Here is a 23,183-nt window from a genome sequence, read left to right on the forward strand (position 1 = left end):
GACGCCCCCCGACGCTCCCCGACGCTCCCCGACGCCCCGCGACGTCCCCCGACGCCCGCCGACGCCCCGCGACGCCCGCCGGCGCCCCGCGACCGTCCCGCCCCCCGTAGGGCGGGTTAGCGGAGCGTAACCCGCCGATGCGCCGTCACAGCCGCGGCGTAAGCTTCATCTGCGGATGAGGCTTGTACATCCTCTCCTCCACGCTGGCGCCGGTGGCGTCGATGTGCGCGCCCATGGCCGCGAGGTCGGCCAGCAGGTCTGCCGCCAGCGCCTTTTCCGGCACGTTCAAACGGCTGCGGCCGGCCGCATTGCGCCAGCGCGCGGCCGCGCCGGGGGCGCTGGCCTGCCGCGCCAGCCGTTCCAGGTTCCCCAGCACCGATAGCACCTGCACCTGCTCGTGATTGTCCCAGCCGTTGCCGCCGCCCTGCGGGTGGAAGCGCCGGTACAGCATCTCGGCCGCGCAAGCACCCGCGTCGCCCAGCCGTTCCACGGCATCTTTCGGCATGTTGAGATTGAGTCCGCCTTCGCCCGGCCGCATGCTGATCTGGACGATGCGGTCGCGGTAGCCGGGGTAGGGAAACAGGATCTCGTCGCGCCAGTTCTGCATGGTGGTGAAGATATTGGCCAGGAAGCGGAACACGCCGGCCGGCGTGGCGTCGCTGGACGGCGCCCAGTAGCGCTGCATGCCGCGGCTGTTGTCGTCGGGCAGATAGACGCGGCCGTCCAGCCCGCACTGCCCGGCGTCTTCGATCGGGTACTTGGGATGCGCTTCCTTCAGGTTGATGGCGAAGGTGGGATGCTCGGGCAGCAGCGTGTCGAAAAAGTGCAGCGGCATGTTGCTGGAGATGCCGCCGTCCGAGAACCAGACGCGTTTCAGCTTGCCGTCGTCGGTGAAGTCGCGCGCGTACAGCGGCACGGCGGAGAGCAGCAGCGGAAAGCTCAGGCTCATGCGCACCGCCACCACCACAGGCAGGCGGGCGTTGGTGGCCAGGCGCACCAGGCGGCTGCCGTCGGGCGCGGTGACCGCGTCCTCCAGCGGCGGCACGGGGGCCTGCTGCAGCAGCCAGTCCATCACGTTTTGCGGGAACAGGTGCGCCCACTCGCCGGGGTGGAAATAGAAAGCGCCGGCGTTGTCGCGGAACGGCAGGGCGTAGGGCATCTGCTGGCTGAGCGCCGTGGTGATCACTTCCAGGTTGATGGCGCGTTCGTTGGGGGCCTGCCCGTCCTGCGGTCCCCACAGGTCGCCGAAGGTGAGCGGGCGGCCGGGCGGCAGGCCGGCCAGCTGGTTCAGGTAGGCGGTCAGCCAGTCCGTGAGCGCGGTAACCGGTTCCTTGCCGGTGCTGCGGCCGCTGCACAGGCCATAGAAATTGCGGTGCAGGCCGTGCAGCAGGGCGCTGCTCCAGTGCCACAGGCCCCAGCCGAAGCCGCAGGCCAGGCAGAGCGGCACCAGCAGCAGGAAGGGGATCTGCATGGCGATGTTGAGCGGACCGGCGTGGCCGGGCAGGCCGGCGATGGCGGCCGCCAGCACCAGCGCGGCGGCTGCGGCCGCGCAGGCCACTTCGGCGCCCAGGCGCAGCAGGCCGGGCGGGAGGCCGGCCAGCCTGCGGCCAAAGCCAGGCGCGGACTGCGCTGCGGACGGGGCGGCGGTATCGGTGGCAGAGGCAGCTGCGGCAGCAGGGGCCGCAGGGGCAGCGGAATGCCGGGCGGTGGCGGCGGACATGGCGGGCGGCAGCAGGGCGAAGGCCCGGTGGGTGAGCCAGGCGGCGCCGGCGGCGGTGCCCAGCATGGCCAGCGTGGTGGCGGCGCTGCGCAGGAGCGTGAGGTGGGTGGCCAGCATGACCAGCGGCGCAATCAGCAGCAGCGCGGCCGCCAGCGCGGCCTGCCAGTTGACCAGCGAGGCGGCGATGCCCAGCGCGGCACGCGGCTTGTCCTGCGCGCCGATGTAGCGCATGGCCTGCTCGAACGGGACTTCCAGCGCGGCGGTGGGCTGGAACAGGCGCGCCAGCCGCGAGCGGCCGTGGTCCTGCGCCTGCAGCTCTTCGGGCAACCCGGCCAGGGTGGCGAAGGCGGACGGGTGGCGGCCGCTCTGGCGCCCGCATTCGGCGGCGGCGCAGGCTGCGGCGGCAATGGCACCGGCCGAGGTGCCGCCGATGTTCTTGAAGGCGTAGCCGCGCGCCAGCCGGGCGATCAGCTTGGGATAGACGATGCCGCTGCTGATGCCGCCCTTCATGACCAGGTCGCACTGCGGGAGCGCGGCGGGTGGTGGCCTGGGCCGATCCGGCCGATCCGTGCTGTTGCTGTCTGCGACGCTGATTTCTTGCTCCTTGGGCAAATATCCGGACAAAAAAAAGCCCGCGTATTATCGCGGGCTGAATCCAATGTTCGGAGAACGTTTGGAGGAGACAGTTCCACTATAGACGCGATTTTGTTGCACTGCAATACCGTATAACTACGATGTCGATCTATCCACTTTGGCAGTTACGCCAGCGCCGCATTCGTGCAGGTTTCCAGCGCCGCGGCCAGTTGCTGCGGTTCCAGCGGATGCGCCAGCACCAGCGACGGGGTGACCCCGGGTGGCAGCAGGCCATCCAGCGCGTCGCCGTCGGCGGACGTGATCAGCACCAGCGGCACGCCCTCCCATTCGGCCTGGCAGCGTTGCAGCACCGCCGGCAGGAAGGCCGTATGGCGCGGCTGCGCGGTGTCCGCGTCGCACAGCAGCAGGTCGAACGGCTGCCGCGCGCACAGGGCCGCCTGCTCCGCGTCCGCCGCCACCAGGAGCGCGTAGCCGTAATGGGCCAGGATGCTGGCCACCAGGCCGCCGCCGTCGGGCGCGGCGTCCAGCAGCAGTACGCGGACGGCAGCGCGGGCAGGCGGCGCCGTAGGCTGTGCCGGGGGCGCCTGGCCGTCCGCCGTGGCCGGGGCATGGCCGCGCAGCGCCGGCGGCAAAAACAGTTCCAGGGACGGGATCAGGGTGTCCGGTTCCAGCGACTTGGGCAAATGGCCGTCGAAACCCGCCGCGCGCAGGGCAGCGCCGCCGTCCGACACCGGCAGCGCACTGGCTGCCAGTACCGGGATGGCGGCGGTGGCCGGATCGGCCTTGAGCCGGGCCACCACGCCGTAGCCGTCCAGGCGCGGCAGGTGGATGTCGCAGATGATCAGGTCGGGCCGCTGCGCCCTGGCGGCAGCCACGCCCTGCTCGCCGTCGTAGGCGCCCAGCGGCTGGTGGCCGAAGGCCTCCAGCAAATAGCACATCAGGTCCATATTGGCCTGGTTGTCTTCCACGATAAGGACACGTGCTGCCATACCGCTCCCTGCTGCCCGGCCGGGCCGTTTATTTTTTACTCTTCATTGCCAGCGTGAAGGTGCTGCCGTGCCCGAAGTCGCTGCTGAAGAACAGCGAGCCGCCGATCAGGTTGGCCAGGTTCTGGCACAGGTACAGCCCCAGGCCGGCGCCTTCCGCGTGGCGGGTGGAGGTTGAGTCGAGCTGGGAGAAGGCCTGGAACAGCTTGGCCTGGTCCTCCTCGCGGATGCCGGCGCCGCTGTCGGCCACGGCGAACTCGGTGACCACGCCGTCGCCGTCGGCGCGCTGGCTCAGCGTGACGCGCACCGTGCCCTTCTCGGTGAACTTGATGGCGTTGTTGGCCAGGTTGATCAGGATCTGCGTCAGTGCGCGGCGGTCGGTATTGAGCGTCACCGCCTGCGGCGCCAGCTCCACCTCCAGCGCCAGGCCTTTTTGCTGGGCCAGCGGGCGCAGCGTGTCGGCCACTTCGGCGATCAGGTTCTGGCACTGGATAGGCTCGACCGACAGGGTGACCTTGCCGGCTTCGATCTTGGCCACGTCCAGGATGTCGTTGATCAGCGAGAGCAAGTGGCGCGCGCTGTTGCGGATGGTGTTGAGCTGCTTGTCCTGCTCGCCGGTCAGCGGGCCGGGCAGCTTCATCAGCAGCGCGCCGGTGAAGCCGATGATGGCGTTCAGCGGCGTGCGCAGCTCGTGCGACATATTGGCGATGAAGGCCGACTTCATGCGGCTCGCTTCGGCCAGTTCCAAATTCTTCAGCGCGATCTCGCGGTTGATGGTTTCCAGTTCGCCGGCGTGGTGCGCCAGCCGCATATTCAGCTCGATCACCTGGCGCTCGATCACCTGGCGCTCGCGCGCCTGCAGCTCGCTGTTGACCTGCACCGCCTGCTCGTAGGTGGAAATCAGCAAGTCCAGGATCTGCTGGCGTTCGGCGTTGATGAAGTGCTTCTGGTCGCCCAGGTACAGGGCGATGCCCACTTCCATGTTCTGGTTGCGGCGCAGCTTCTGGTTCACCAGCATATGGCCGATGCGGTTCAGCAGGTAGTCCTCGGCGTAGGGCTTGCGGATGAAATTGTCCGCGCCGCACTCGATCCCCTTGATGATGTCCTTCGGATCGGTCAGCGAGGTGACCAGGATGACGGGAATGTCGCGCAGCGCGCCGTCGGTCTTGACCGCGCGGCACAGCTCATAGCCGTCCATTTCCGGCATCACGATGTCCGACAGCACCAGGTGCGGCTTGCGTTCGCGGATGGCTTCCAGCGCCAGCCTGCCGTTGCCCGCAACGCGCGCTTTATAGCGCACCGACTGGATCAGGCGGCGCAGCCGCTCGGCCTGGGTGGGGCTGTCCTCAACGATGAGGATCTCGATTTCATCCGGTTCGATCTCGTAGCTGGAGTCCACGGACTGCCTCCAAAAATTGTTTTTCAAGCGCTGCTGACTCTGAGGTAACTATAAAGGATTTAACTATCAAACTGGGAATTTTCATTTCCAGCGGTGCGCTGGCGTTGCCGCCGCGTCAGGGCTGGGCGCCCTGGAACTGGCCCGCGCGGTAGGTCAGCACCAGGGTGTCCCGGTGCGCCGGCTGCCCGCCGTCCGGCGCCAGCGGCTGGATCGGGGTCGATTCATGGATGACAGTGGCGTCGTCCAGCAGCAGCATGGTCCACGGCTCGGTCATGGTGAAGCGCTTGCCGTTCGGGCCGTCGGCTTCGAAGATGCGGGTCTCGCCGCCCTTGATGCCGTGGCGGCCCACCAGCAGCACGGCCACGTAGTCCACGCCGTCGCGGTGCGCGCCTTCCGGCGTGGGACGGCCGATGCCGTCGGTGGTGTCGATGCGGAACTGGTGCGCCTCGATGTACCACGGCTGCGGCGCGCGCGCCGCCGAACAGGCATTGCCCACGGCGGCCAGCAGCTGCCGCCAGGCCGGCTGCGCCACGGTGTCCGGCTCCATGGGCTCGAACAGGCGGTGCATGCCGCCGTGCAGGGCGTTGTATTCCAGTGGTTGCCAGTGCGCGCGGTGCGCGGTCTGGGCCAGTGCGCCGTCCTGCTGGATGAAGCAGGAATGACGGCGGCGCCGGTAGCGGCCGCCGTCCTTCAGGTAGTTGTCCAGCTCCAGCCGTTCCCAGCTCGGCAGCAGCGCGTTCAGCGCCGCCAGCGTGGTGCCGGCCAGTGCGGCCACGTCTTCGGGATGCAGCAGGGCGTAGCCTTCGCTGCGCAACGCTTCGGTAAGGCGCTCGGGCGCGGTGTAGATCGGGGCGTAAGTCGTCATTGGAGCAAAAGGTGGTGCCTGGAAGCGTCAGTGGTCATCTATTCTACGACGTTCAGTAACTCTGCGTGAGCATCAGCCGGAAGGAGCGGCTTTCGGCCGGATGGAAATGGACGTCGTCCACCGGCTGGGGTTCTCCCTTGAGCCGGGAGGCGTAGTAATAGTCGATGGCGGACACGCGGCGGTTGGCCAGGTTGAACGCTTCCAGTTCCAGCTGCAGGCCGCCGCCGAACTTGTAGCCGATACGGCCGTTCAGGGTCTGGCTGGCGCGCGAGCGCACGCGGTTGTCTTCCGTGAGGGGACGCGGGCCGAAGTAGCGCAGGCGCAGCGCGCCGGACCAGGGGCCCAGCCGGTCGACCGTGAGCGCCAGCTGCGCCACGCCTTCCACCGCGCCGGGGAGGTAGGCCGCGCCGGCTGCGTGGGCGCCGCGGCTGCGGGCGCGCGCGAAGGCGAGGTCGGCGTCCACGCTAAGCCACTTGAAGGGCTTGTAGTAGTTGGAGAATTCCACGCCGTAGCGGCGGCTCGGGTCGCCGGCCTCGGTGGCGCCGGCGTCGCCCACGTAGCTCAGCTCCGAATCGAAGTCCAGGCGGTATACGGCCAGCGCGCTTTGCAGGCGCGGCAGCCATTCGCTGCGCAGGCCCAGTTCCAGGCCGCGCGAGCGCACCAGCGGTGCAGCGGCGGCACTGGCCACAGCCGTTCCCGCCGCTGCCGCCGCTGCGCCGCCGCTTGCCGCCTGCACCGCGCCGCGCGCATCGTTGCTGTGGAAGCCGGTGCCGGCATTGGTATAGAACTCGGTCTGCGCCCAGGGACCGAAGACGGCGCCCAGGCTGGGGCTGAGCAGGCGGTCGCTGGCGCGGGCGGCGGGGTGCTCCGGCGCGGAGGTGCTGCCCGCCTGCGTGGGCGGGATGGGCGGGATGGGTCGTACGCCGAAGCGGTAGGCGTCCGCGCGCAGCCCGGCCGTAGTGCGCAGCACCGGCGACCAGCGCGTGCTGTTCTCCACGTACAGGCCCAGGCTGCTCTCCACGATATGGTCGGCGCGGGTGGTGGCGATAGCCCTGCGGGCCACTGTCTTGTATAAGCCGTTGAAGATATTGTCGTGCTGGAGCTGCAGGCCGGCGGTGGTGACGGAGCTGGCCGCGCCGATGTGCGCGTGCCAGGCATGGCTGGCGTCCACGCCGCTGGTGACGCGGCGGTCCGGCTGGGCGAACTGGTCGCCGTTCACCGGGTCGTCCATGAAGTAGGTGAAGTTCGAGTACAGGTCCAGCCGGTTGGCGATGAGGTAGGCGCTCAGCTTTGTGGCCGTGTCCTCGCCGCTGCGCTGCCAGGCGCCGGACAGGCTGTAGCGGTGGGCCTTGCCGCCGTCGCTGTTGTCGATGCCGTCGTAGCGGCCCAGCAGGCCTTGCTGCACGGCGCGCAGCGGAATCTGGTCGGTGGCGTTCCACTCCCCGTGGTAGGCCATGGCCGTGACGCTGTAGCCGTTGTTGGCGTAGCCCTCGCTGTAGCGCAGCACGCCGTTCAGTTTCCGGTAGTCGTCGCCGCGCGTGTAGGGTCCGTCATTGTGCATGGCCTCCAGCGCGTACAGCACCGCGCCGCTGCGCGCTTCGCCCACTGCCATCGAATCGGCCAGCAGCGCGCGGCGGTAGCCGTTCTGGCCCACGCCGGCGCTGGCCACGCCGCGCACCAAGCGGTTGGCGTAGACGATGGACGCGGCGCCGGCCGAGGCGAAGTCGCCATTGCCGGCGGAATAGGGGCCCTTCCGATAGTCGAGGCGCGCGGCCAGTTCAGGGATCAGGAAATTGAGGTCGGTCCAGCCCTGGCCATGGGCGTGGCTGCGCTGGTTGACCGGCATGCCGTCCACGGTGGTGCGCAGGTCGGTGCCGTGGTCCAGGTTGAAGCCGCGCAGGTAGAACTGGTTGGCCTTGCCCTCGCCGCTGTGCTGGCTGACGATCAGGCCGGGCGTGGCCTCCAGCAGTTCGCCGGGCCGGTAGATGGTGCGCGCCGCCAGCTGCTGCTGCGTCACGCTGCCGTCGCCCGCCGCGTCGGCGATACCGAGCTGGCTGGCGCGCGATGCGTCTATCATCACGCGCTGCATCAGCGTGTCGTCTGCATGGGAGGAGGGGGCGGCCAGCAGGGAACACCAGGCGGCCAGCGCGAGCGGGGTGGGGCGGAATATCGGCATGGCGGGCAGTATAGCGGCAGGCCATCCGGCATGCCAGATTCTTGCCAAATTCACACGATCTTAGGGCAGAATGGGAGCGCCATCGACGGGATGGCCAACCAGGGAATGGACAATGAAGAAACTAAGTTTGGTATTGTTGATTGCCGCGCACGCGGCGGCGAGCGCGGACGACAATCCGGCCGCATTGGCGGACCGTGTGTTCGCCAAATGGAGCGGTGCGGCCACGCCCGGCTGCGCGGTGGCGGTTGCGCAGCCGGGCCAGGCGGTGTTCAAGCGCGCCTACGGTTCGTCCGACCTGGAAAAGGGCACGCCCAATACGCCGGACACCGTGTTCGAGGCCGGCTCGGTGTCCAAGCAGTTCACCGCCGCCGCCATCCTGCTGCTGGCGAAGGACGGCAAGCTGTCCCTGTCGGACGACGTGCGCAAGTACCTGCCGGAGATGCCGGATTACGGCACCCCCATCACGCTGGAGCACCTGCTGACGCATACCAGCGGCTTGCGCGACTGGGGCACCGTGGTGGAACTGGAAGGCTGGCCGCGCGGCACGCGGGCCGTCTCCATGGACCAGGCGCTGGCGGTGATCGTGCGGCAGCGTGCCCTGAATTTCACGCCGGGCGAGCGCTTTTCCTATACCAACAGCGGCTACGTCCTGGCGGCGTTCGTGGTGCAGCGCGTGAGCGGCAAGACGCTGGCCGAGTTCACCCGTGAGCGGCTGTTTGTTCCGCTGGGGATGAAGCAGACGCAATGGCGCGACAATTTCCGCCGCGTGGTGCCTGGCCGCGCCGTAGCCTACAGCCGCGCGGGCGAGGCGTACGAGCAGGACATGCCCTTCGAGGATGTGTACGGCCACGGCGGACTGCTGACCACCGTGGGTGACCTGCTGACCTGGAACGACGCGCTGACGCGCAATCTGCTGGGCGAGGGCTTCACGCGCGACATGGAGCGCAAGCCGGTGATGCCGGCGGGGCGGGCCAGCAGTTATGCGCACGGGCTGGTGGTGATCAACCGGCAGGGCGTGGCGGAAGTGTCGCACGGCGGCGCGACGGCGGGCTACCGGACGTGGCTGGGCCGTTTCCCGGACCGCCAGCTGTCGCTGGCGCTGCTGTGCAATGCCGGCGACGTCAGCGCGGACGCGCTGGCGCGCTCTGTGGCGAAAGCCTGGCTGGCGCCGGCCGCCCCCGCCGTCCCGGCCGCCGCCAGCGCCACCGCCCCGGCCACCGCTAGCGCCGCCACCGCCGCTGCCACCGCTAGCGCCGCCACCGCCACAGCCACCACAGCCACCACAGCCACCACTGCCACCACTGCCACCGCTGCCATCATTGCCACCACCGCTGCCGCTCCCGGGCAGGCCGCGCCGCAAGCCGCCGACAGCGCGGCGCCATATATCGGCACGTTCTATAGCGAACTCAATGCGCGCAAGGTGACGCTGGAACTGCGCGACGGCGCGCTGGCCATCAAGAACGGCAAGGTGCTGCGCGCGCTGGACGGCCAGACCTTCGCGGTCAACTCTGGAACCTTCGCCTTCTCGGGGCCGGACCAGTTTGTCGCCCGCCAGGAGGACGGCGACACGGTGCGCTTCCGCCGCCTGGTGGACACGGCGCCGGACCGCGCGGCGCTGGCGGCCTACGCGGGCAGCTACCGCAGCGAGGAAGTGCCGGCCACCTACCAGGTGTCTGCCGAAGGCAGCAAACTGGTGCTCCGCCTGGCGGGCAACGGTGGCGCGGCGATCCCGCTAAGCCAGCTGTCGCCGGACAGCTACGCCGGCGGCAGCGTCGTAGTGCGCTTCCTGCGCGACGCGCAAGGCCGCGTCAGCGGCGCCGCCGTCGGCACCGACCGCCTGTTCGACATGCGCTTCGAGAAGCTGTCCCAGTAAGCTGGCGCGGTGCCGGCTCGCCGCGCTGCGCTAAGGCGGAGGCGCGGCAGCGCGATCGGTGGGAGCCGCCGGAACGGTGGGCAGCGGCCTGAGGGCGTGTTCCAGGTCGGGCTGGTTCAGCCGGATCACGTAGGGCCAGGGCGTGCCGTTGATCTCGATGAAGTTGCGCGCGTCGTCGCGGTAGCGGGGGCCGGGCTGGAAGGCGCGCGCGAGTTCGAACAGCGGGGTGGCGGCGCCGGCCAGCAGCAGCGCCAGCAGCGCGCCCAGCATGGCCTTGCGCGCAGGGCGGTGCGGGCCTGGACGGTCCAGCGCGGCGACCGTGGCCAGCATGAGGACGGTGAGCGCGGGGATGGCGGCCTGCGTGGCCAGCTCGTTGCCGGGGCCGAAGCGGAACAGCGGCAGCAGGGCCAGCTCCAGCGCCGCCAGCGCCAGCAGGGCCGAGCCCTGGCCTAGTGCCAGCAGCACCAGCGCGAGCAGCCCCCATTCCAGCGCGGCGAACAGCGCATAGTGCAGCCATGCTGCGGCGTGGTCCGCCTCGGGCAGCAGCGCGAAGGCGCCAAGCTCGCCCGCCGTGAGGAAGCGCACCAGGATGAGCAGCGCGGGCAGGATGGCCCAGCAGGCAGCGCCGCTCAGTTCCAGGTCCAGCGCGGGCCAGGGCAGGCGGCGCGCCACGCTCCAGGCCAGCAGCGGCGCGGCGCCCAGCGCCACCAGCGGCGACCAGCACACGGCGCCGAGCAGGATGAGGGCGGCAGCAGGCGCGGCCAGGCCATGCGCGCGGTGGCGCCACACCAGCGTGGCGGCCAGCCAGCCGGGCAGCGCGTGGTTGGGCATCCAGAACAGTTGTGCGGTGGGCGACGCGTACCGGTATGCGCCGGCCCAGCTTTCGAGGTGCTGGGCGAAGGCAGGCAGGCCGGGCTGGCGCAGCAGCCAGCCCGCCAGATCCATGCCGCTGAACAGGACGGCCACGGCCATGGGCAGTATCCAGCCGTTGGGCCGACGCGTGCCGCCGGCGCCCACCAGCAGCGCCAGGAACAGCGCCGCGCCGCCCGCCGTCCAGAACCATAAGGCCAGGCGGGCGCCGTCCAGAACGCTCACCTTGCCGGCCAGCGCCGGCAGCAGGTAGTAGCCCAGCGGGGCGCGCAGCAGCAGCGTGCCGTGCTCGCCCGCATAGGCCAGCGGCCAGGGCAGCAGCGCCAGGTCGCGCAGCAGCGCCATGCGGGGGAGCCAGCCGGCGTTCAGGTGCAGGCCGCCCGCCAGGCCGCCCAGGATGGTCCAAATCACCGCCAGCGCCACCACGGCGGCCCGTTCCGGGCGCGTCAGGCCGCTGTGGCCGCGCCGCCGGTCGCGCCAGCATGGCCAGGCCGTCAGCGCCAGCGGCAGGCTGGCGGCCAGCGCGTAGGGCAGCCATAGCCAGCCGAACAGGAATACCGGCAGCGGCAGGCACAGGTAGCCGATGGCCAGCATTTCCAGCCGGTCCAGCTGGCGCAGCGGATTGGGCGGGGCCGGATGCATGCGCCATATCCCTTCAACGAGGTGGAAGGGATTACCATAGCGCAAATTTTCAGCGATAGCAAATAAGCAACGGCGGGGCGGGCCGCTTAGCGCAGCTTTTTGATGATGTCTGACAGGCGGAAGGGCTTGGCGACAAAGTCGAACTGGCCGATCTCGTCCTTTTGCTCGGAGAGGATGGAGGCCAGGTAGCCGGAGGACAGGATGATCTTCAAGTCCGGGCGCAGCGCGCGCGCGCTTTTCGCCAGTTCCAGGCCGGTCATGCCGGGCATCATGACGTCGCTGAACAGGATGCTTAAGTCCGGCGTGCGGTGCAGGATGTCGAGTGCCTCGCTGCCGTTGTTGGCCGACAGCACCGCGTAGCCCAGGCTGGTGAACAGCTGCGCGGTGATGTCGAGCACGTCGGCCTGGTCGTCCACCACCAGCACTTTTTCCGCCGGCCCGCCGTGCGCCTCGTTATCGGCGCTGCCGGCGCCGGACAGGGTGGGGAACAGGAGCATGATGTCGGTGCCCTGGCCCGGCTGCGACACGATGCGCAGTTCGCCCTTGGCCTGCTGCACCGCGCCGTACACCTGGCTGAGGCCCAGCCCGGTTCCCTTGCCCACTTCCTTGGTGGTGAAAAACGGCTCCACCGCGCGGCTGGCCACGTCGGGCGTCATGCCGCAGCCGTTGTCGCGCACGCTCAGGCACACGTGCTCGCCGGCGTCGGGCAGCGTGACCAGGCTGCTTGAAATGACGATGGCGCCGCTGTCGCCGATGGCGTCGCGCGCGTTCACCACCAGGTTGAGGATGGCCGATTCCAGCTGCGGCACGTCGGCCATAATCTCGGGCAGGCCGGGCGCCAGGTCGAACTCCAGCCGCATCGTGCTTTTCACGGCGCGCCGCAGCACGGCCTCGAAGGAATCGATGATGCGGTTCACGCGCACGCGCTCCGGCGTGAACGGCTGGCGGCGTGCGAAGGTCAGCAATTGCTGGGTGAGGGTGGCGCCCCGGCTGGCGGCGCGCGCCATGCTGTCGATGGTTTTCAGTTGCAGCGCGCGGTCGCCGGTGCTGCGCAGGATGTCGAGGCCGTTGCTGATCACGTTCAGCAGGTTGTTGAAGTCGTGCGCGATGCCGCCGGTGAGCTGGCCGATCGATTCCAGCTTTTGCGACTGGAACAGCGCTTCCTTGGTGCGCGCCAGCGCTTCCTCGGCTGTGCGGCGCTCGGTGACGTCGCGCGTGATCTTGGCGTAGCCGATCAGCTCGCCCATCGAATCGGTGATCGGGTCGATCACCACGTGGGCCCAGAAACGGCTGCCGTCCTTGCGCACGCGCCAGCCTTCGCGCTCGAAGCGGCCTTCGCGGCGCGCCGTGGCCAGCGCGTACATGGGCAGGCCGGCCGCGCGGTCGTCCTCGGTATAGAAGCGCTCGAAGTGGGTGCCGACCACGTCGTCCGAGTCGTAGCCCTTGATGCGGCGCGCGCCCTCGTTCCAGTTGGTCACCAGCCCTTCGGGCGAGAGCATGTAGATCGCGTAGTCGGTCACGCCCTGCACCAGCAGGCGGAAGCGTTCCTCGCTGGCGTGCAGCGCTTCCTGCTCCTTGCGGCGCGCGGTGATGTCGCGCGTGATCTTGGCGTAGCCGAGCAGCACGCCGTCCTGGTCGCGGATCGGGTCCAGCACCACGCTGGCCCAGAAGCGCGTGCCGTCCTTGCGCACGCGCCAGCCTTCGTCCTCGAAGCGGCCGACATCGCGCGCCACCGCCAGCGCGCGCGCCGGCCGGTGCGCGGCGCGGTCCTCTTCCGTGTAGAAGCGCGAGAAATGCTGGCCCAGGATCTCCTCTTCCCGGTAGCCCTTGAAGCGCTCCGCGCCGGCATTCCAGCTCGTCACGATGCCTTCCGGCGACAGCGTATAGATGGCGTAGTCGGTGACGCTGGAAATGAACAAGCGCAAACGTTCTGCCTCGACGGCGCTGGCTGGACCGGGACTGTTGACGCTCATGTACGTGTCTGTCTGCTGGGTGGGCGTTACGGCAGGTTGCCGGGGAGAACCCATTGTACGGTGGAAGAGCTCGGCTTGAGTAGTAGCTGTGCCGTGTACAGTGCTGTCCAGGACACTGCGGCAGCGGCGCTCACGGCAGCGGCCGTTCAGGCGTGGCGGCGGAGAAGGTGAGGGACCGGGCGGCCGGGCCGGAGGGCGAGGCGGCCACGTTGACGGTGTTGAGCTGGCCGGGGATGAAGTCCGACAGCACCATGTGGCGCAGCACGGCGCCCGGCGGCAGCGCGCTGCCCGGCAGCTCCTGGTAGATGGTGATGCTGGCGGCGTCCGCCTGCACGCCCACCCATTGCAGCGCCAGGCGCTTGCCGCCGGCGCTGATGGTGAACTGCCGTTCAACGTAGCGCCGCAGCACCGCCTGGTCCTCGGGCTGGCCCAGGTCGAACTGGCGCTGGTACAGATTGGCCAGCAGCGCTTCCACGTCGTGCGCGGTGTAGGTGTGCACGATCTCGGTGCTGCCGGTGTTGGCGTTGTAGCTGATGTCGGTCAGTCCCATGTGGTAGTTATGGGCCGCCGCCGGACCGTGCAGCGCCGCGCCGCACAACAGCAGCGCGGCGGACAGCGCCAGCCTTGCCGCGCTGCGCATCATTTTTTCGCGTCGCCTTTGACGTCGCCGGCCTCGGTCTTGGCGTCCTTGCCCTTGAGCGGGGTGTTGTAGTCCTTCATCATGTCTTCACGGCCCTGTTCCTGCTTGTACAGTTCCATGCGCGAAGGCGTGACCTTGCGCGGCCAGCCGTTGTTGCTGGTGTCGATGTCGGCGGTTTCCCAGTTCGGGTCCTGCGTCAGGCCCACCATCGGCTCGTCGGTGACGATGAGCTTGGTGATCTTCTTCGGCGAATAGCGCCACACCTCGGCCGGCACCCGCTCGACATATTTCTTGCCGCTCTTGAGCTCGATCTGCAGGATCAGCGGCATCACCAGTCCGCCCACGTTGGAGAAGTCCACCAGGTACAGGTGCTTGCCCTGTTCCAGCAGCTTCTTCTCCCACGGCTCCAGCTTCTCGATCGCTTCGGCGTAGCTGTTGCGGTCCTTGTTGGTGACGGTGAAGTCGTCGTGCTCGTTGTAGAAGTCCTTCAGCTCCGGATGCGCGTCGGTGCGGCGCGGCATGCCTTTGTTCCTGATGCTGGTCATCGACTCCGGCTCGGCTGCTTTCTGCGCCTTCTTCCAGGCCTTCTCGGTGTCCGGATTCTTGGTGCTCACGCCCACTTCGCTGATGCCGTCCACGCTGATGTCCACCGCGTCCGTGGTGTAGAACCAGCCGCGCCAGAACCAGTCGAGGTCGGTGCCCGACGCGTCTTCCATGGTGCGGAAGAAGTCCGCCGGGGTGGGGCGCTTGAATTTCCAGCGCCGGCCGTATTCGCGGAAGGCGTGGTCGAACAGCTCGCGGCCCAGGATGGTTTCGCGCAGGATGTTGAGCGCGGTGGCCGGCTTGGCATAGGCGTTGTTGCCGAACTGGAGCAGGGACTCCGAGTTCGTCATGATGGGCACCTGGTTGCGGCTGCGCATGTAGTCGACAATGGCGCGCGGTTCGCCGCGCGACTGCGGATAATTCTCTTCCCACGCCTGCTCGGCCAGGTATTGCACAAAGGTGTTCAGGCCTTCATCCATCCAGGTCCACTGGCGCTCGTCGGAATTGACGATCATGGGGAAATAGTTGTGGCCCACTTCGTGGATGATGACGCCGATCAGGCCGTACTTGGAACGCTTCGAGTAGGTGATCTCGCCGGTCTTCTTGTCCTTCACCGGGCGCGGGCCGTTGAAGGAGATCATCGGGTATTCCATGCCGCCCACCGGGCCGTTGACCGAGATCGCGGTCGGGTAGGGATAGTCGAAGCTGTACTTGTTGTACTGCTCGATGGTGTGGATGATGGCCTGCGTGGAATACTTCTCCCACAGCGGATTGCCTTCCTTCGGGTAGTAGGACATGGCCATGACGTTGGTGCCGTCCTTTTTATAGCCCTGCGCGTCCCAGATGAACTTGCGGCTGGAGGCCCAGGCGAAGTCGCGCACGTTCCTGGCCTTGAAGTGCCAGGTCTTGGTGGCGGTGCTGGCCGACTTCTCGGCCGCTTCCGCTTCGGCCTGGGTGACGATGACCACCGGCTTGTCGCTGCTGCGGGCGCGGGCCAGGCGCTCGCGCTGGACCGCGCTCAGCACCTGTTCCGGGTTGAGCAGTTCGCCGGTGCTGGCCACCACGTGGTCGGCCGGCACGGTCAGGCTCACGTCGTAGTCGCCGAACTCCAGGGTGAATTCGCCGGAGCCGATGAACTGCTTGTGTTGCCAGCCCGCCACATCGTAGTAGGCGGCCATGCGCGGGAACCACTGTGCCACTTCGAATAAAGTGTTTTTGTCCTGCTCGAAGTACTCGTAGCCGGCGCGTCCGCCCAGCACTTTCTGCTCGTTGATGTTGTACTGCCAGTCGACGGCGAAACTGAATTTTTCGCCCGGCTTGAGCGGGGTCGGCAGGTCGATCCGCATCATGGTCTGGTTGACGGTGTAGGGCAGCGGCTGGCCGCCGGCGGTTTTCACGGCGCCGATCTTGAAGCCGCCGTCGAACTCGCGGCCGGCCAGGATGCCGCGCATGCCTTCGAACTTCATGCCGTCCTCGGCGCCCTTGGCGCGGGTCCAGGCCTCGCGCGACGGCGCGGTGAGCATGCGGCGCGCGTCCGAATCCGGCTTGTAGATGTTCTGGTCCAGCTGCAGCCACAGGTAGTGCAGGGTGTCGGGCGAGTTGTTGTGGTAAGTGACCTGGCCGCTGCCGGTGATGGCGCGCTTGCCTTCGTCCAGGGTGGCGCGCAGGGTGTAGTCGGCGCGCTGCTGCCAGTAGGCGTGGCCGGGGGCGCCGGACGCGGTGCGGTAGGGGGTGGCGGTGGGCAGCAGCTCGTCGAGCTGGCGGAATTTGTCGTCGAAGGCATCGGCGGCGTGGGCCGATAAGGAGAGGCACAGTGCTGCAATACTGATCGGCAAACGCTTCATCTTCCGCTATCCCTGTTTTCTAATGAAAAAGTTAAGCGGTTATTCTAGAACGGCTGTTTCCCCAGCTGTAATTTCATTTGTAAATAACTTGATACATTGAAAAAGTCTCGCGCGCGAAGATTTACCCTTGCCGCCACTGGCGAGGCATTGATGCGCGCAAGGCAGCGGATGGCGGGTTTGTTCGTCAGGCGTTTTTCATCAGGCTGTCGCGCAGGGCGGTCAGCTGTTCTTTCATGCCCACCACTTGTTCCAGCGTGCAGCTGGTGGCGCCCAGGATTTCCGGCGGCAGCTTGGCCGCTTCGTGGCGCAGCGCGTCGCCGTGCGGGCTGAGGGCGATGATCACTTGCCGCTCGTCGTTCGGGCAGCGCGTGCGCGTCAGCAGCTCGGCCTGCTCCATGCGCTTGAGCAGCGGCGTCAGGGTGGCCGAGTCCAGGAACAGGCGCTCACCCAGCTCGGAGACGGTCTGTTCGTTCTTTTCCCACAGCACCATCATCACCAGGTACTGGGAATACGTGAGCCCGAGCTTGCGCAGCAGTTTGCGGTACAGCTTGTTCATTGCCAGCGAGGTCGAGTACAGGGCGAAGCACAGTTGCCCGTCCAGGCGGGGCACCTGGCGCAGCGGATCGGTGGCGGGGGTAGCAGTTGAGGTATCCATGTGCACAGTATAGATAGTGCGCTATTCAATTGCAAGCAAACGCTCACAAAAAAGTTTCGCTTGTCAGTCAGGCACGATTTGGCTAAGGTGAGAGAGCCCGCTTCCCAGAAAGCGGCAAGGGGATGAATGCATGAAACGGACACCGGACTTGCGGGGCAATGCCCCGACTTTGCTGCTGGTCGAACTCGATCCCGTCACGGTAATCGACGGCGAGCGTTGCGACGACACCTACCTGGCCAGCGACGTGGCCGCCGTCGGCAGCATGCGCGAGTTCTGCCCTTCCTGCCGACAAGGCCAGCTGCAGCTGGTGCCGCGCCAGGACAATGTCCGCATCGCCCACCTGTTCTGCTTCCACTGCACGCGCTGCTTCGGCGCGCTGTTCGAGGACGGCACCCCGGCGTTGTGCGAATAGCTTGCCGTCCCTGCTATGATGCTGGCTGGTAACTATCCAGCGTATCAGCTTCATCAGCTTCTATGGGACGCAGTCCATGAACGACAACAACAAGGCCATCCTCCTGATCGCCGACTCGGTGCCGGACAATCTGCTATGGCTGAGCGGCCTGCTGCAAGACCTGTACGAGGTCAAGCTGGCCGCCGACGGCCCGGCCGCGCTGCGCATCGCCCAGCAGGTGCCGCGCCCCGACCTGGTGCTGCTGGACGCCGGCCTGCCCGGCCTGGACGGCCTGGACGGCCTGGACGGCTTCGCCGTGTGCCGGCAGCTCAAGCGCCATCCGGACACGGCCGGCCTGCCGCTGCTGCTGATGGTGCCGCCCGGCCAGCCCGGGCTGGAGCAGCGCGGCCACGGCGAGGGCGCGGCCGACGTCATCAGCCACCCCTTGATTGCCGAAACCGTGCTGGCGCGCGTGGCGCTGCAACTGCAGCTGAAGCGCTCGGCCGAACTGCTGGCGCACCAGCGCCTGCACCTGGAAGAGCTGGTGACGGAAACCACCACCGAGCTGACCATGATGGTGGACGCGGTGATCTGGGCGCTGGCCACCCTGGCCGAAACGCGCGACCGCGAAAGCCCCAACCATATCCACCGGGTGCAGCGCTACGTGGTGGCGCTGGCGCGCGAGCTGCAGCGCCACCCGCGCTTCGAGCACGAGCTGAGCGACCGCAACATTGATTTCCTGTACAAGGCCGCGCCGCTGCACGACATCGGCAAGGTCGGCATTCCGGACGCCATCCTGCTCAAGCCGGGCCGCCTCAGCCAGGAGGAATTCGAGCAGATGAAGCTGCACACAGTGTACGGCCGCGACGCCATCGCCGGCGTGGAGCAGCGCCTGGGCTTTTCCAACGACTTCCTGCGCTTCGCGCGCGAGATTGCCTATGCCCACCAGGAGAAGTTCGACGGCTCCGGCTACCCGCAAGGCCTGGCGGGCGACGCCATTCCGGTGTCGGCGCGGCTGATGGCGGTGGCTGACGTGTACGACGCGCTGATCTCGCGGCGCGTGTACAAGCCCGCCTTCACGCACGAGACCGCCATCGAGCTGATCCGCCAGGGCAGCGGCGAGCACTTCGACCCCGACGTGGTGGACGCCATGCTGATGGCCGAGCAGCGTTTCATGGAAATTGCTACGGAATTCCAGGACCCAGTGCAATAACTGTTGCTTGAATCTATTGCTTTTATTTATGTAGCCACACGGCTATGTTATAGTCGATTCAGCCCTGCGGCCAGGCTGTTCGGCCGCGTCCATTGTCGAGCACGGACATGCATTTGCGCATACACGGTTACCTGGCGTTTGTTGTCGGCATCTGCATCACCGTGTGGGTGTGCCTTTTTGTGTCCGACGCACAACAGCACACGCTGCGCACCACCTTCCAGCGCGACACCGACAAGATCGCCCGCGACACCGCCGTTCGCCTGCAAACCTATTTCGACACCCTGCTCAGCATCAAGGGCATGTACGCCGTGCGCGGCGGCCGCGTCACGCGCAGCGAATTCAACCGTTATGTACGCGAGCTGCGCCTGAGCGAGCGCTACCCCGGCTTCCAGGCCATCCAGTTCGTGCGCCTGGTGCCGGCCGCGCAGCTGCACGGCTTCGCGGCCGGCGTGCAGGCCGACACCAGCCTGCTGCCGGAAGGCTATCCGCAGTTCAACGTGCATCCGGCCGCCGTGCGCGACCTGCACTACATCATTGAATACAACGAGCCCATGGTGGGCAACGAGAACGCTTTCGGGCTGGACCTGGGCGCGCTGGAGCCGCACCGGCGCGCGCTGGAAATGGGGCGCGACAGCGGGCAGATCGTGGCGACCGAGCGCATCACCCTGGTACAGGACGCCACCGGCCAGCCCGGCTTTGTGGCGCGCGCGCCGGTCTACCGCGACGGCCCCATCGACACGGTGGAGCAGCGCCGCGCCGGGCTGATCGGCTTTATCGCCATCGTGTTCCGGGTTAACAACCTGATGCGCGAAGTGATCGATACGCCGCTGCTGGGCCATATGTCGATCCAGATCCACGACGGCGGCTACCAGCGCGACGACAGCGTGCTGCCGCGCAATATGGACACCTTGATGTACGACAGCGCCGGCAAGATCGGCAGCGGCGAGCGGGTGGCGCCCTTGCCCGGCCTGAACAGCAAGGCCAGCCTCAACGTGGGCGAGCGGCGCTGGCTGATGGAATTCAACGGCCACGCCGGCACGCGCTACAGCACCGGCAATGTGCGCGTGGCCATGATCGCCGCGGCGGGCACCCTGATCAGCGCGCTGATCGCGCTGCTGCTGATGGTCTCGCAGCGCAACAGCGCGCTGGCCGAACAGCTGCGGCGCGACATCGCCGAACGGCAGAAAACCGAGGCGGCCCTGGTGCACACACAGCACGGGCTGGAGCGCAGCCTGGACGAGCTGGCGGCGCAGAAAGCCAACGCCGAGCTGGCGCACCGCGACCTGACCCTGGTGCTGGCCACCCTGAAGCAGGCGCAAACGAATCTGATCACGTCGGAGAAGATGGCCTCGCTGGGCGCGCTGGTGGCCGGCATCGCGCACGAGCTCAACACGCCCATCGGCAACAGCCTGCTGACCGCCACCGCCCTGAGCGACATGGTGGCCGATTTCGACCGCAAGCTGGCCGACGGCGGCATCAAGCGCTCGGCGCTGGACGCCCATTTGCGCGACGCGCGCACCGCCTGCGCCATCATCGCCAATTCGCTGGGCCGCGCGGCCGAACTGATCACGTCATTCAAGCAGGTGGCGGTGGACCAGACCAGCGGCCAGCGGCGCCGCTTCCGGCTGGACGGCGTAGTGGGCGACGTACTGGCCACCTATGCCGCGCAGCTGCGGCGCGCCAATTGCGAAGTGGTGCTGGAGGTGCCGGAGCTGCTGGAATTCGATTCCTATCCCGGCAGCGTGAGCCAGGTGCTGAGCAACCTGATCAACAACGCCATGCTGCACGCCTTTGAAGACCGCCACAGCGGCACCATCCGCCTGCGCGCGCAGGCGCTGGACGGCGCGCAGGTGCAGATCGAATTCAGCGACGACGGTGTGGGCATGTCGGCGCGCACCCTGCACCAGATATTCGATCCCTTCTTCACCACCAAGATGGGGCAGGGCGGCTCGGGGCTGGGGATGAACATCGTCTACAACATTGTCACCGGCGTGCTGCACGGGACCATTTCCATCCAGTCCGAGCCGGGCCAGGGCACCACCGTGACGCTGGTGCTGCCGCTGGCCGTGCCGGTCCGGGAAGGCGAAGAAGAGGGGCGCGTTCAGGCGTAGCGGGCGCGCAGCAGCTGCATCATGGCCACGTTGAGCTGCCACTGGTCGGCCAGCGGCGCGCCGGTGTAGGGCATGGCGGGCAGGTAGGGCGCCGGGCCGAATTCCGGCGTGATGGTCAGCAGCCCGGCGCCGGCGGCGCGGCGCAGGCCGACGATGCGGTCCCACCATTGCAGGTGGGCCTGCAGCGCGTCCGCCGCCTCGGGCGCGCGGAAGTCCGCCACCTGCGGCCCCTGCGCATGGCCGACGCGGGCGTGGATGTGGCGCACATGCGGCAAGGTAGCCGCCAGCGTCTCCGGCTGGTCTTCCAGCAGCGATTCGCAGGCGCAGCACCAGTGCGACAGGTCCGCCGTCAGCGCCAGCTGCGGCAGCTGCTGCAGATAAGGCAGCAGCAGCATCGGATGGCCGCTGAAGCGGCTGCGGTGGATCTCATGCACGATGGGCACGCCGTGCTGCTGCGAGACGGCGTCCGCCAGCGCGATCAGCTCCAGGTTCTGCGCCTGGCTGTAGAAGTCCTTGCCGGTGTGGGTGTTCACCAGCAGCGGGCGCGCCGCGCAGGCATTGTGCAGCAGCTCGGCCAGCGCCTGCTTGTGCGCGTCGAACTGCGGATGGAACACGGTTTCCCACTGCTGCGCGATCAGCGCCAGGCCGGCGTCCGCGATGCGCCGCGTCCAGTCCTCGCGCGCGGCCGCGTCCAGCGGCAGCGACATTTCGATGCCGTCGAAACCGGCCGCCTTCACCTTGTCGATGAAGACCTGCGGCGCCAGCTCGTTGCTGCCCCAGTGCGGGGCGAAAATCTTGATCTGCATTTAAATAAAACCCCGCACCGGGAAATCGGCGCCGCGCTGTATCCAGTTCTGCGGCGAGTAGGCGGTGCGCGCGTCGGTGGCGTGCAGCGTGTAGGCGTGGCGCGACACCGGCGAGCGGTTCGGCGCGCTGTAGTGCGGCAGCAGGCCGTGGAAGCACACCAGGCTGCCTGCCTTGCACTCCAGCGGCACGGCGGTCGAATCGTCCGGCCAAGGCGTGGCGTCCAGCTTTTCCACGCGGATGTCGTCGCCGTTGCGCACGAAGCGCTCGCGCAGCGGCGTGCGGTGGCCGCCCGGCTCGGCCCACAGGCAGCCGTTGTCCAGCGTGGCGTCCTCCAGCGCGAACCAGAAAGTGGTTACGCTGATGGGCGTGGTGTCGAAATACGTGGCGTCCTGGTGCCAGCGCACTTCGCCGCCGATGCCCGGCTGCTTGAAGATGTACATGGACTGCCACACCTGCGCCTCGGCCAGCCCCAGGTCTTTGGCTACGGCCGCCAGTTTCGGGTCGGCCGAGAAGGCGCGGAACACCGGGTCCAGGTCGTGCATGGCGTGGCCGATCTTGTTGATCGACAGCTCCTTGGCCTGCTTCAGCTGGCCGTCCGGGCCGAAGGCTTCTTCCTCGAAGAAGCAGCGGATGGTGTTATCTGAACGCAGGAAATATTCGTCGGCCTTTTTTTCCTGGTCCTTGGTGGTGAAGATGCCCTGCGCCACGCTTGGATCGAATTCGTTGACAATCTTCGCGGCACGCGCGCGCAGCGCGGCGATCTCGTCCAGGCTCTTGAAGCCGGGGATGACGATGTAGCCATCGCGCTCATATTGTTGTTTCTGTGCTTCGGTCAGCATGGCAGGGGTCTCCGGAGGATGAGGGATGCGCCATTGTACGGGCGGCCCGGCGGCGTCACAATCGGCAAACGGTTGACACGTTGTCTTCGAAATGGCGACAATAGGCGATGGATCAGCTCAGGGCGATGGAAATTTTTGTCGAAGTGGCGCGGCTGCGCAGCTTCAGCGAGGCAGGCCGCCGCCTGGGGCTGACGCGCGCCATGGTCAGCAAGCACATCATGCAGCTGGAAGACAAACTGCAAGCGCGGCTGCTGCACCGCTCCACGCGCGAAGTGAGCCTGACCGACGTCGGCCAGGCCTATCTGGAGCCATGCATGGCCGCCGTGGCGCAGGCGGCGGAAGCGGCGCGCGTGGTCGCGGGCGTGCGCGAGGCGGGCGGCGAGCTGGTTGGGCCGCTGCGCATCCAGGCCCCGTCCAGTTTCGGCAGCGCCTGGCTGGCGGACGCGGTGGCCCGCTTCAGCCTGCCGCATCCGCAGCTCACGCCCCTGCTCTACGTGGACGACGCGCTGCTCGACCCCATCGAGCACGGCTTCGACCTCACCATACGGGTGGGCGGCATTCCCGACAGCCGGGCCCTGTCGCTGCGCCCGCTGGCCCCCTGCAAGGGCGTGCTGTGCGCCAGCCCCGCCTACCTTGAGCGGGCGGGCCGGCCCGCCGTGCCGGAAGACCTGGCGCGGCACCAGTGCCTGCACTTCAGCCACCTGACCGACGGCGCCACCTGGCATTTCGCGCGGGGCGAAGAGCGCAGGGCAGTGCGCATCAACGCCGCCTTCACCGCCAACAACGGGCTGGTGCTGCATCAGGCGGCCCTGCGCGGCCTGGGCATCGTCTACAGCACCACCTTCCTCGCTTGCGAAGCGCTGCTCTACGGCACGCTGGTGCCGGTGCTGGAAGACTGGGAGTTGCCGCTCAACTATCTCAGCGCCCTCTATCCCGCCAGCCGCCAGCCCTCGCCGAAGGTGCGCGCGCTGATCGATTTCCTCGTGGCGGAATATCAGCCGATACCGCCGTGGGACAAGGCGCTGCTGGGAGTCTAGTGCGG

17 protein-coding genes are annotated in these 23,183 nt (G+C 67.8%); 5 read left to right on the top strand and 12 right to left on the bottom strand.

What is annotated here, in order from left to right; translation table 11 throughout:
- Positions 1–145: 145 nt before the first annotated feature.
- From ASC94_RS34150 to ASC94_RS09150, 5 genes are all read right to left on the bottom strand, one after another.
- On the bottom strand, positions 146–2,230 hold the full coding sequence (locus ASC94_RS34150) for a patatin-like phospholipase family protein (RefSeq protein ID WP_056393547.1): 2,085 nt from the start codon (positions 2,228–2,230) through the stop codon (positions 146–148).
- 248 nt (positions 2,231–2,478) lie between these two features.
- Positions 2,479–3,303, bottom strand: coding sequence for a response regulator (locus tag ASC94_RS33135; RefSeq protein ID WP_200955619.1), 825 nt, complete (start codon positions 3,301–3,303; stop codon positions 2,479–2,481).
- 28 nt (positions 3,304–3,331) lie between these two features.
- Positions 3,332–4,699, bottom strand: coding sequence for a hybrid sensor histidine kinase/response regulator (locus ASC94_RS09140; protein WP_056393549.1), 1,368 nt, complete (start codon positions 4,697–4,699; stop codon positions 3,332–3,334).
- A 115-nt stretch (positions 4,700–4,814) separates the two neighbouring features.
- Complete coding sequence (locus ASC94_RS09145) at positions 4,815–5,564, bottom strand: 2OG-Fe dioxygenase family protein (RefSeq protein ID WP_056393551.1); 750 nt, start codon at positions 5,562–5,564, stop codon at positions 4,815–4,817.
- Positions 5,565–5,616: 52 nt separating this feature from the next.
- Positions 5,617–7,740 (bottom strand): TonB-dependent receptor, encoded by a 2,124-nt coding sequence (locus tag ASC94_RS09150; protein ID WP_056393553.1) that lies wholly within the window; start codon positions 7,738–7,740, stop codon positions 5,617–5,619.
- A gap of 112 nt (positions 7,741–7,852) precedes the next feature.
- Here ASC94_RS09150 and ASC94_RS33140 point away from each other — a divergent pair, with 112 nt between their 5' ends.
- Complete coding sequence (locus ASC94_RS33140; protein ID WP_200955620.1) at positions 7,853–9,613, top strand: serine hydrolase; 1,761 nt, start codon at positions 7,853–7,855, stop codon at positions 9,611–9,613.
- Between the two features lie 30 nt (positions 9,614–9,643).
- Here ASC94_RS33140 and ASC94_RS09160 read toward each other — a convergent pair whose 3' ends face one another.
- From ASC94_RS09160 to ASC94_RS09180, 5 genes are all read right to left on the bottom strand, one after another.
- Complete coding sequence (locus ASC94_RS09160; protein WP_056393559.1) at positions 9,644–11,125, bottom strand: hypothetical protein; 1,482 nt, start codon at positions 11,123–11,125, stop codon at positions 9,644–9,646.
- A gap of 86 nt (positions 11,126–11,211) precedes the next feature.
- Positions 11,212–13,098, bottom strand: coding sequence for a PAS domain-containing sensor histidine kinase (locus tag ASC94_RS09165; protein WP_056393561.1), 1,887 nt, complete (start codon positions 13,096–13,098; stop codon positions 11,212–11,214).
- 130 nt (positions 13,099–13,228) lie between these two features.
- On the bottom strand, positions 13,229–13,741 hold the full coding sequence (locus ASC94_RS09170) for a DUF6702 family protein (protein ID WP_056393563.1): 513 nt from the start codon (positions 13,739–13,741) through the stop codon (positions 13,229–13,231).
- Positions 13,738–16,125, bottom strand: a complete 2,388-nt coding sequence (locus ASC94_RS09175) for a M1 family metallopeptidase (RefSeq protein WP_056393564.1) — start codon at positions 16,123–16,125, stop codon at positions 13,738–13,740. Before ASC94_RS09175 ends, ASC94_RS09170 begins: the two co-directional genes overlap by 4 nt.
- A 184-nt stretch (positions 16,126–16,309) precedes the next feature.
- Positions 16,310–16,780 (bottom strand): MarR family winged helix-turn-helix transcriptional regulator, encoded by a 471-nt coding sequence (locus ASC94_RS09180; protein ID WP_056393566.1) that lies wholly within the window; start codon positions 16,778–16,780, stop codon positions 16,310–16,312.
- Between the two features lie 130 nt (positions 16,781–16,910).
- Between ASC94_RS09180 and ASC94_RS09185 the strand changes: the two genes are divergently transcribed.
- The 3 genes from ASC94_RS09185 to ASC94_RS09195 all read left to right on the top strand — a co-directional run bounded on the left by ASC94_RS09185 (position 16,911) and on the right by ASC94_RS09195 (position 20,495).
- Entirely contained in the window at positions 16,911–17,192 is a 282-nt protein-coding gene (locus tag ASC94_RS09185) for a hypothetical protein (protein WP_157201362.1), read from the top strand.
- A 76-nt stretch (positions 17,193–17,268) separates the two neighbouring features.
- The gene (locus ASC94_RS09190; RefSeq protein WP_056393573.1) at positions 17,269–18,384 is read left to right on the top strand and encodes an HD domain-containing phosphohydrolase; all 1,116 of its coding nucleotides are present in this window, start codon (positions 17,269–17,271) and stop codon (positions 18,382–18,384) included.
- A gap of 107 nt (positions 18,385–18,491) precedes the next feature.
- Positions 18,492–20,495: a CHASE domain-containing protein gene (locus ASC94_RS09195; RefSeq protein WP_056393574.1), complete on the top strand. Its 2,004-nt coding sequence runs from the start codon at positions 18,492–18,494 to the stop codon at positions 20,493–20,495.
- Here the strand turns inward: ASC94_RS09195 and ASC94_RS09200 are convergent.
- Both ASC94_RS09200 and ASC94_RS09205 read right to left on the bottom strand, forming a co-directional pair.
- The gene (locus ASC94_RS09200; RefSeq protein ID WP_056393576.1) at positions 20,486–21,301 is read right to left on the bottom strand and encodes a TIM barrel protein; all 816 of its coding nucleotides are present in this window, start codon (positions 21,299–21,301) and stop codon (positions 20,486–20,488) included. The two genes, ASC94_RS09195 and ASC94_RS09200, sit on opposite strands and share 10 nt — an antisense overlap.
- On the bottom strand, positions 21,302–22,141 hold the full coding sequence (locus ASC94_RS09205; protein ID WP_056393578.1) for a phytanoyl-CoA dioxygenase family protein: 840 nt from the start codon (positions 22,139–22,141) through the stop codon (positions 21,302–21,304).
- 107 nt (positions 22,142–22,248) lie between these two features.
- Between ASC94_RS09205 and ASC94_RS09210 the strand changes: the two genes are divergently transcribed.
- Positions 22,249–23,178 carry a LysR family transcriptional regulator gene (locus tag ASC94_RS09210; RefSeq protein WP_229417224.1) on the top strand — a complete coding sequence of 310 codons (930 nt, stop codon included), beginning with the start codon at positions 22,249–22,251 and terminating at the stop codon, positions 23,176–23,178.
- The last annotated feature ends 5 nt before the right edge of the window (positions 23,179–23,183 follow it).

This window comes from Massilia sp. Root418, from assembly GCF_001425265.1.
Taxonomy (GTDB): Bacteria; Pseudomonadota; Gammaproteobacteria; order Burkholderiales; family Burkholderiaceae_D; genus Rugamonas.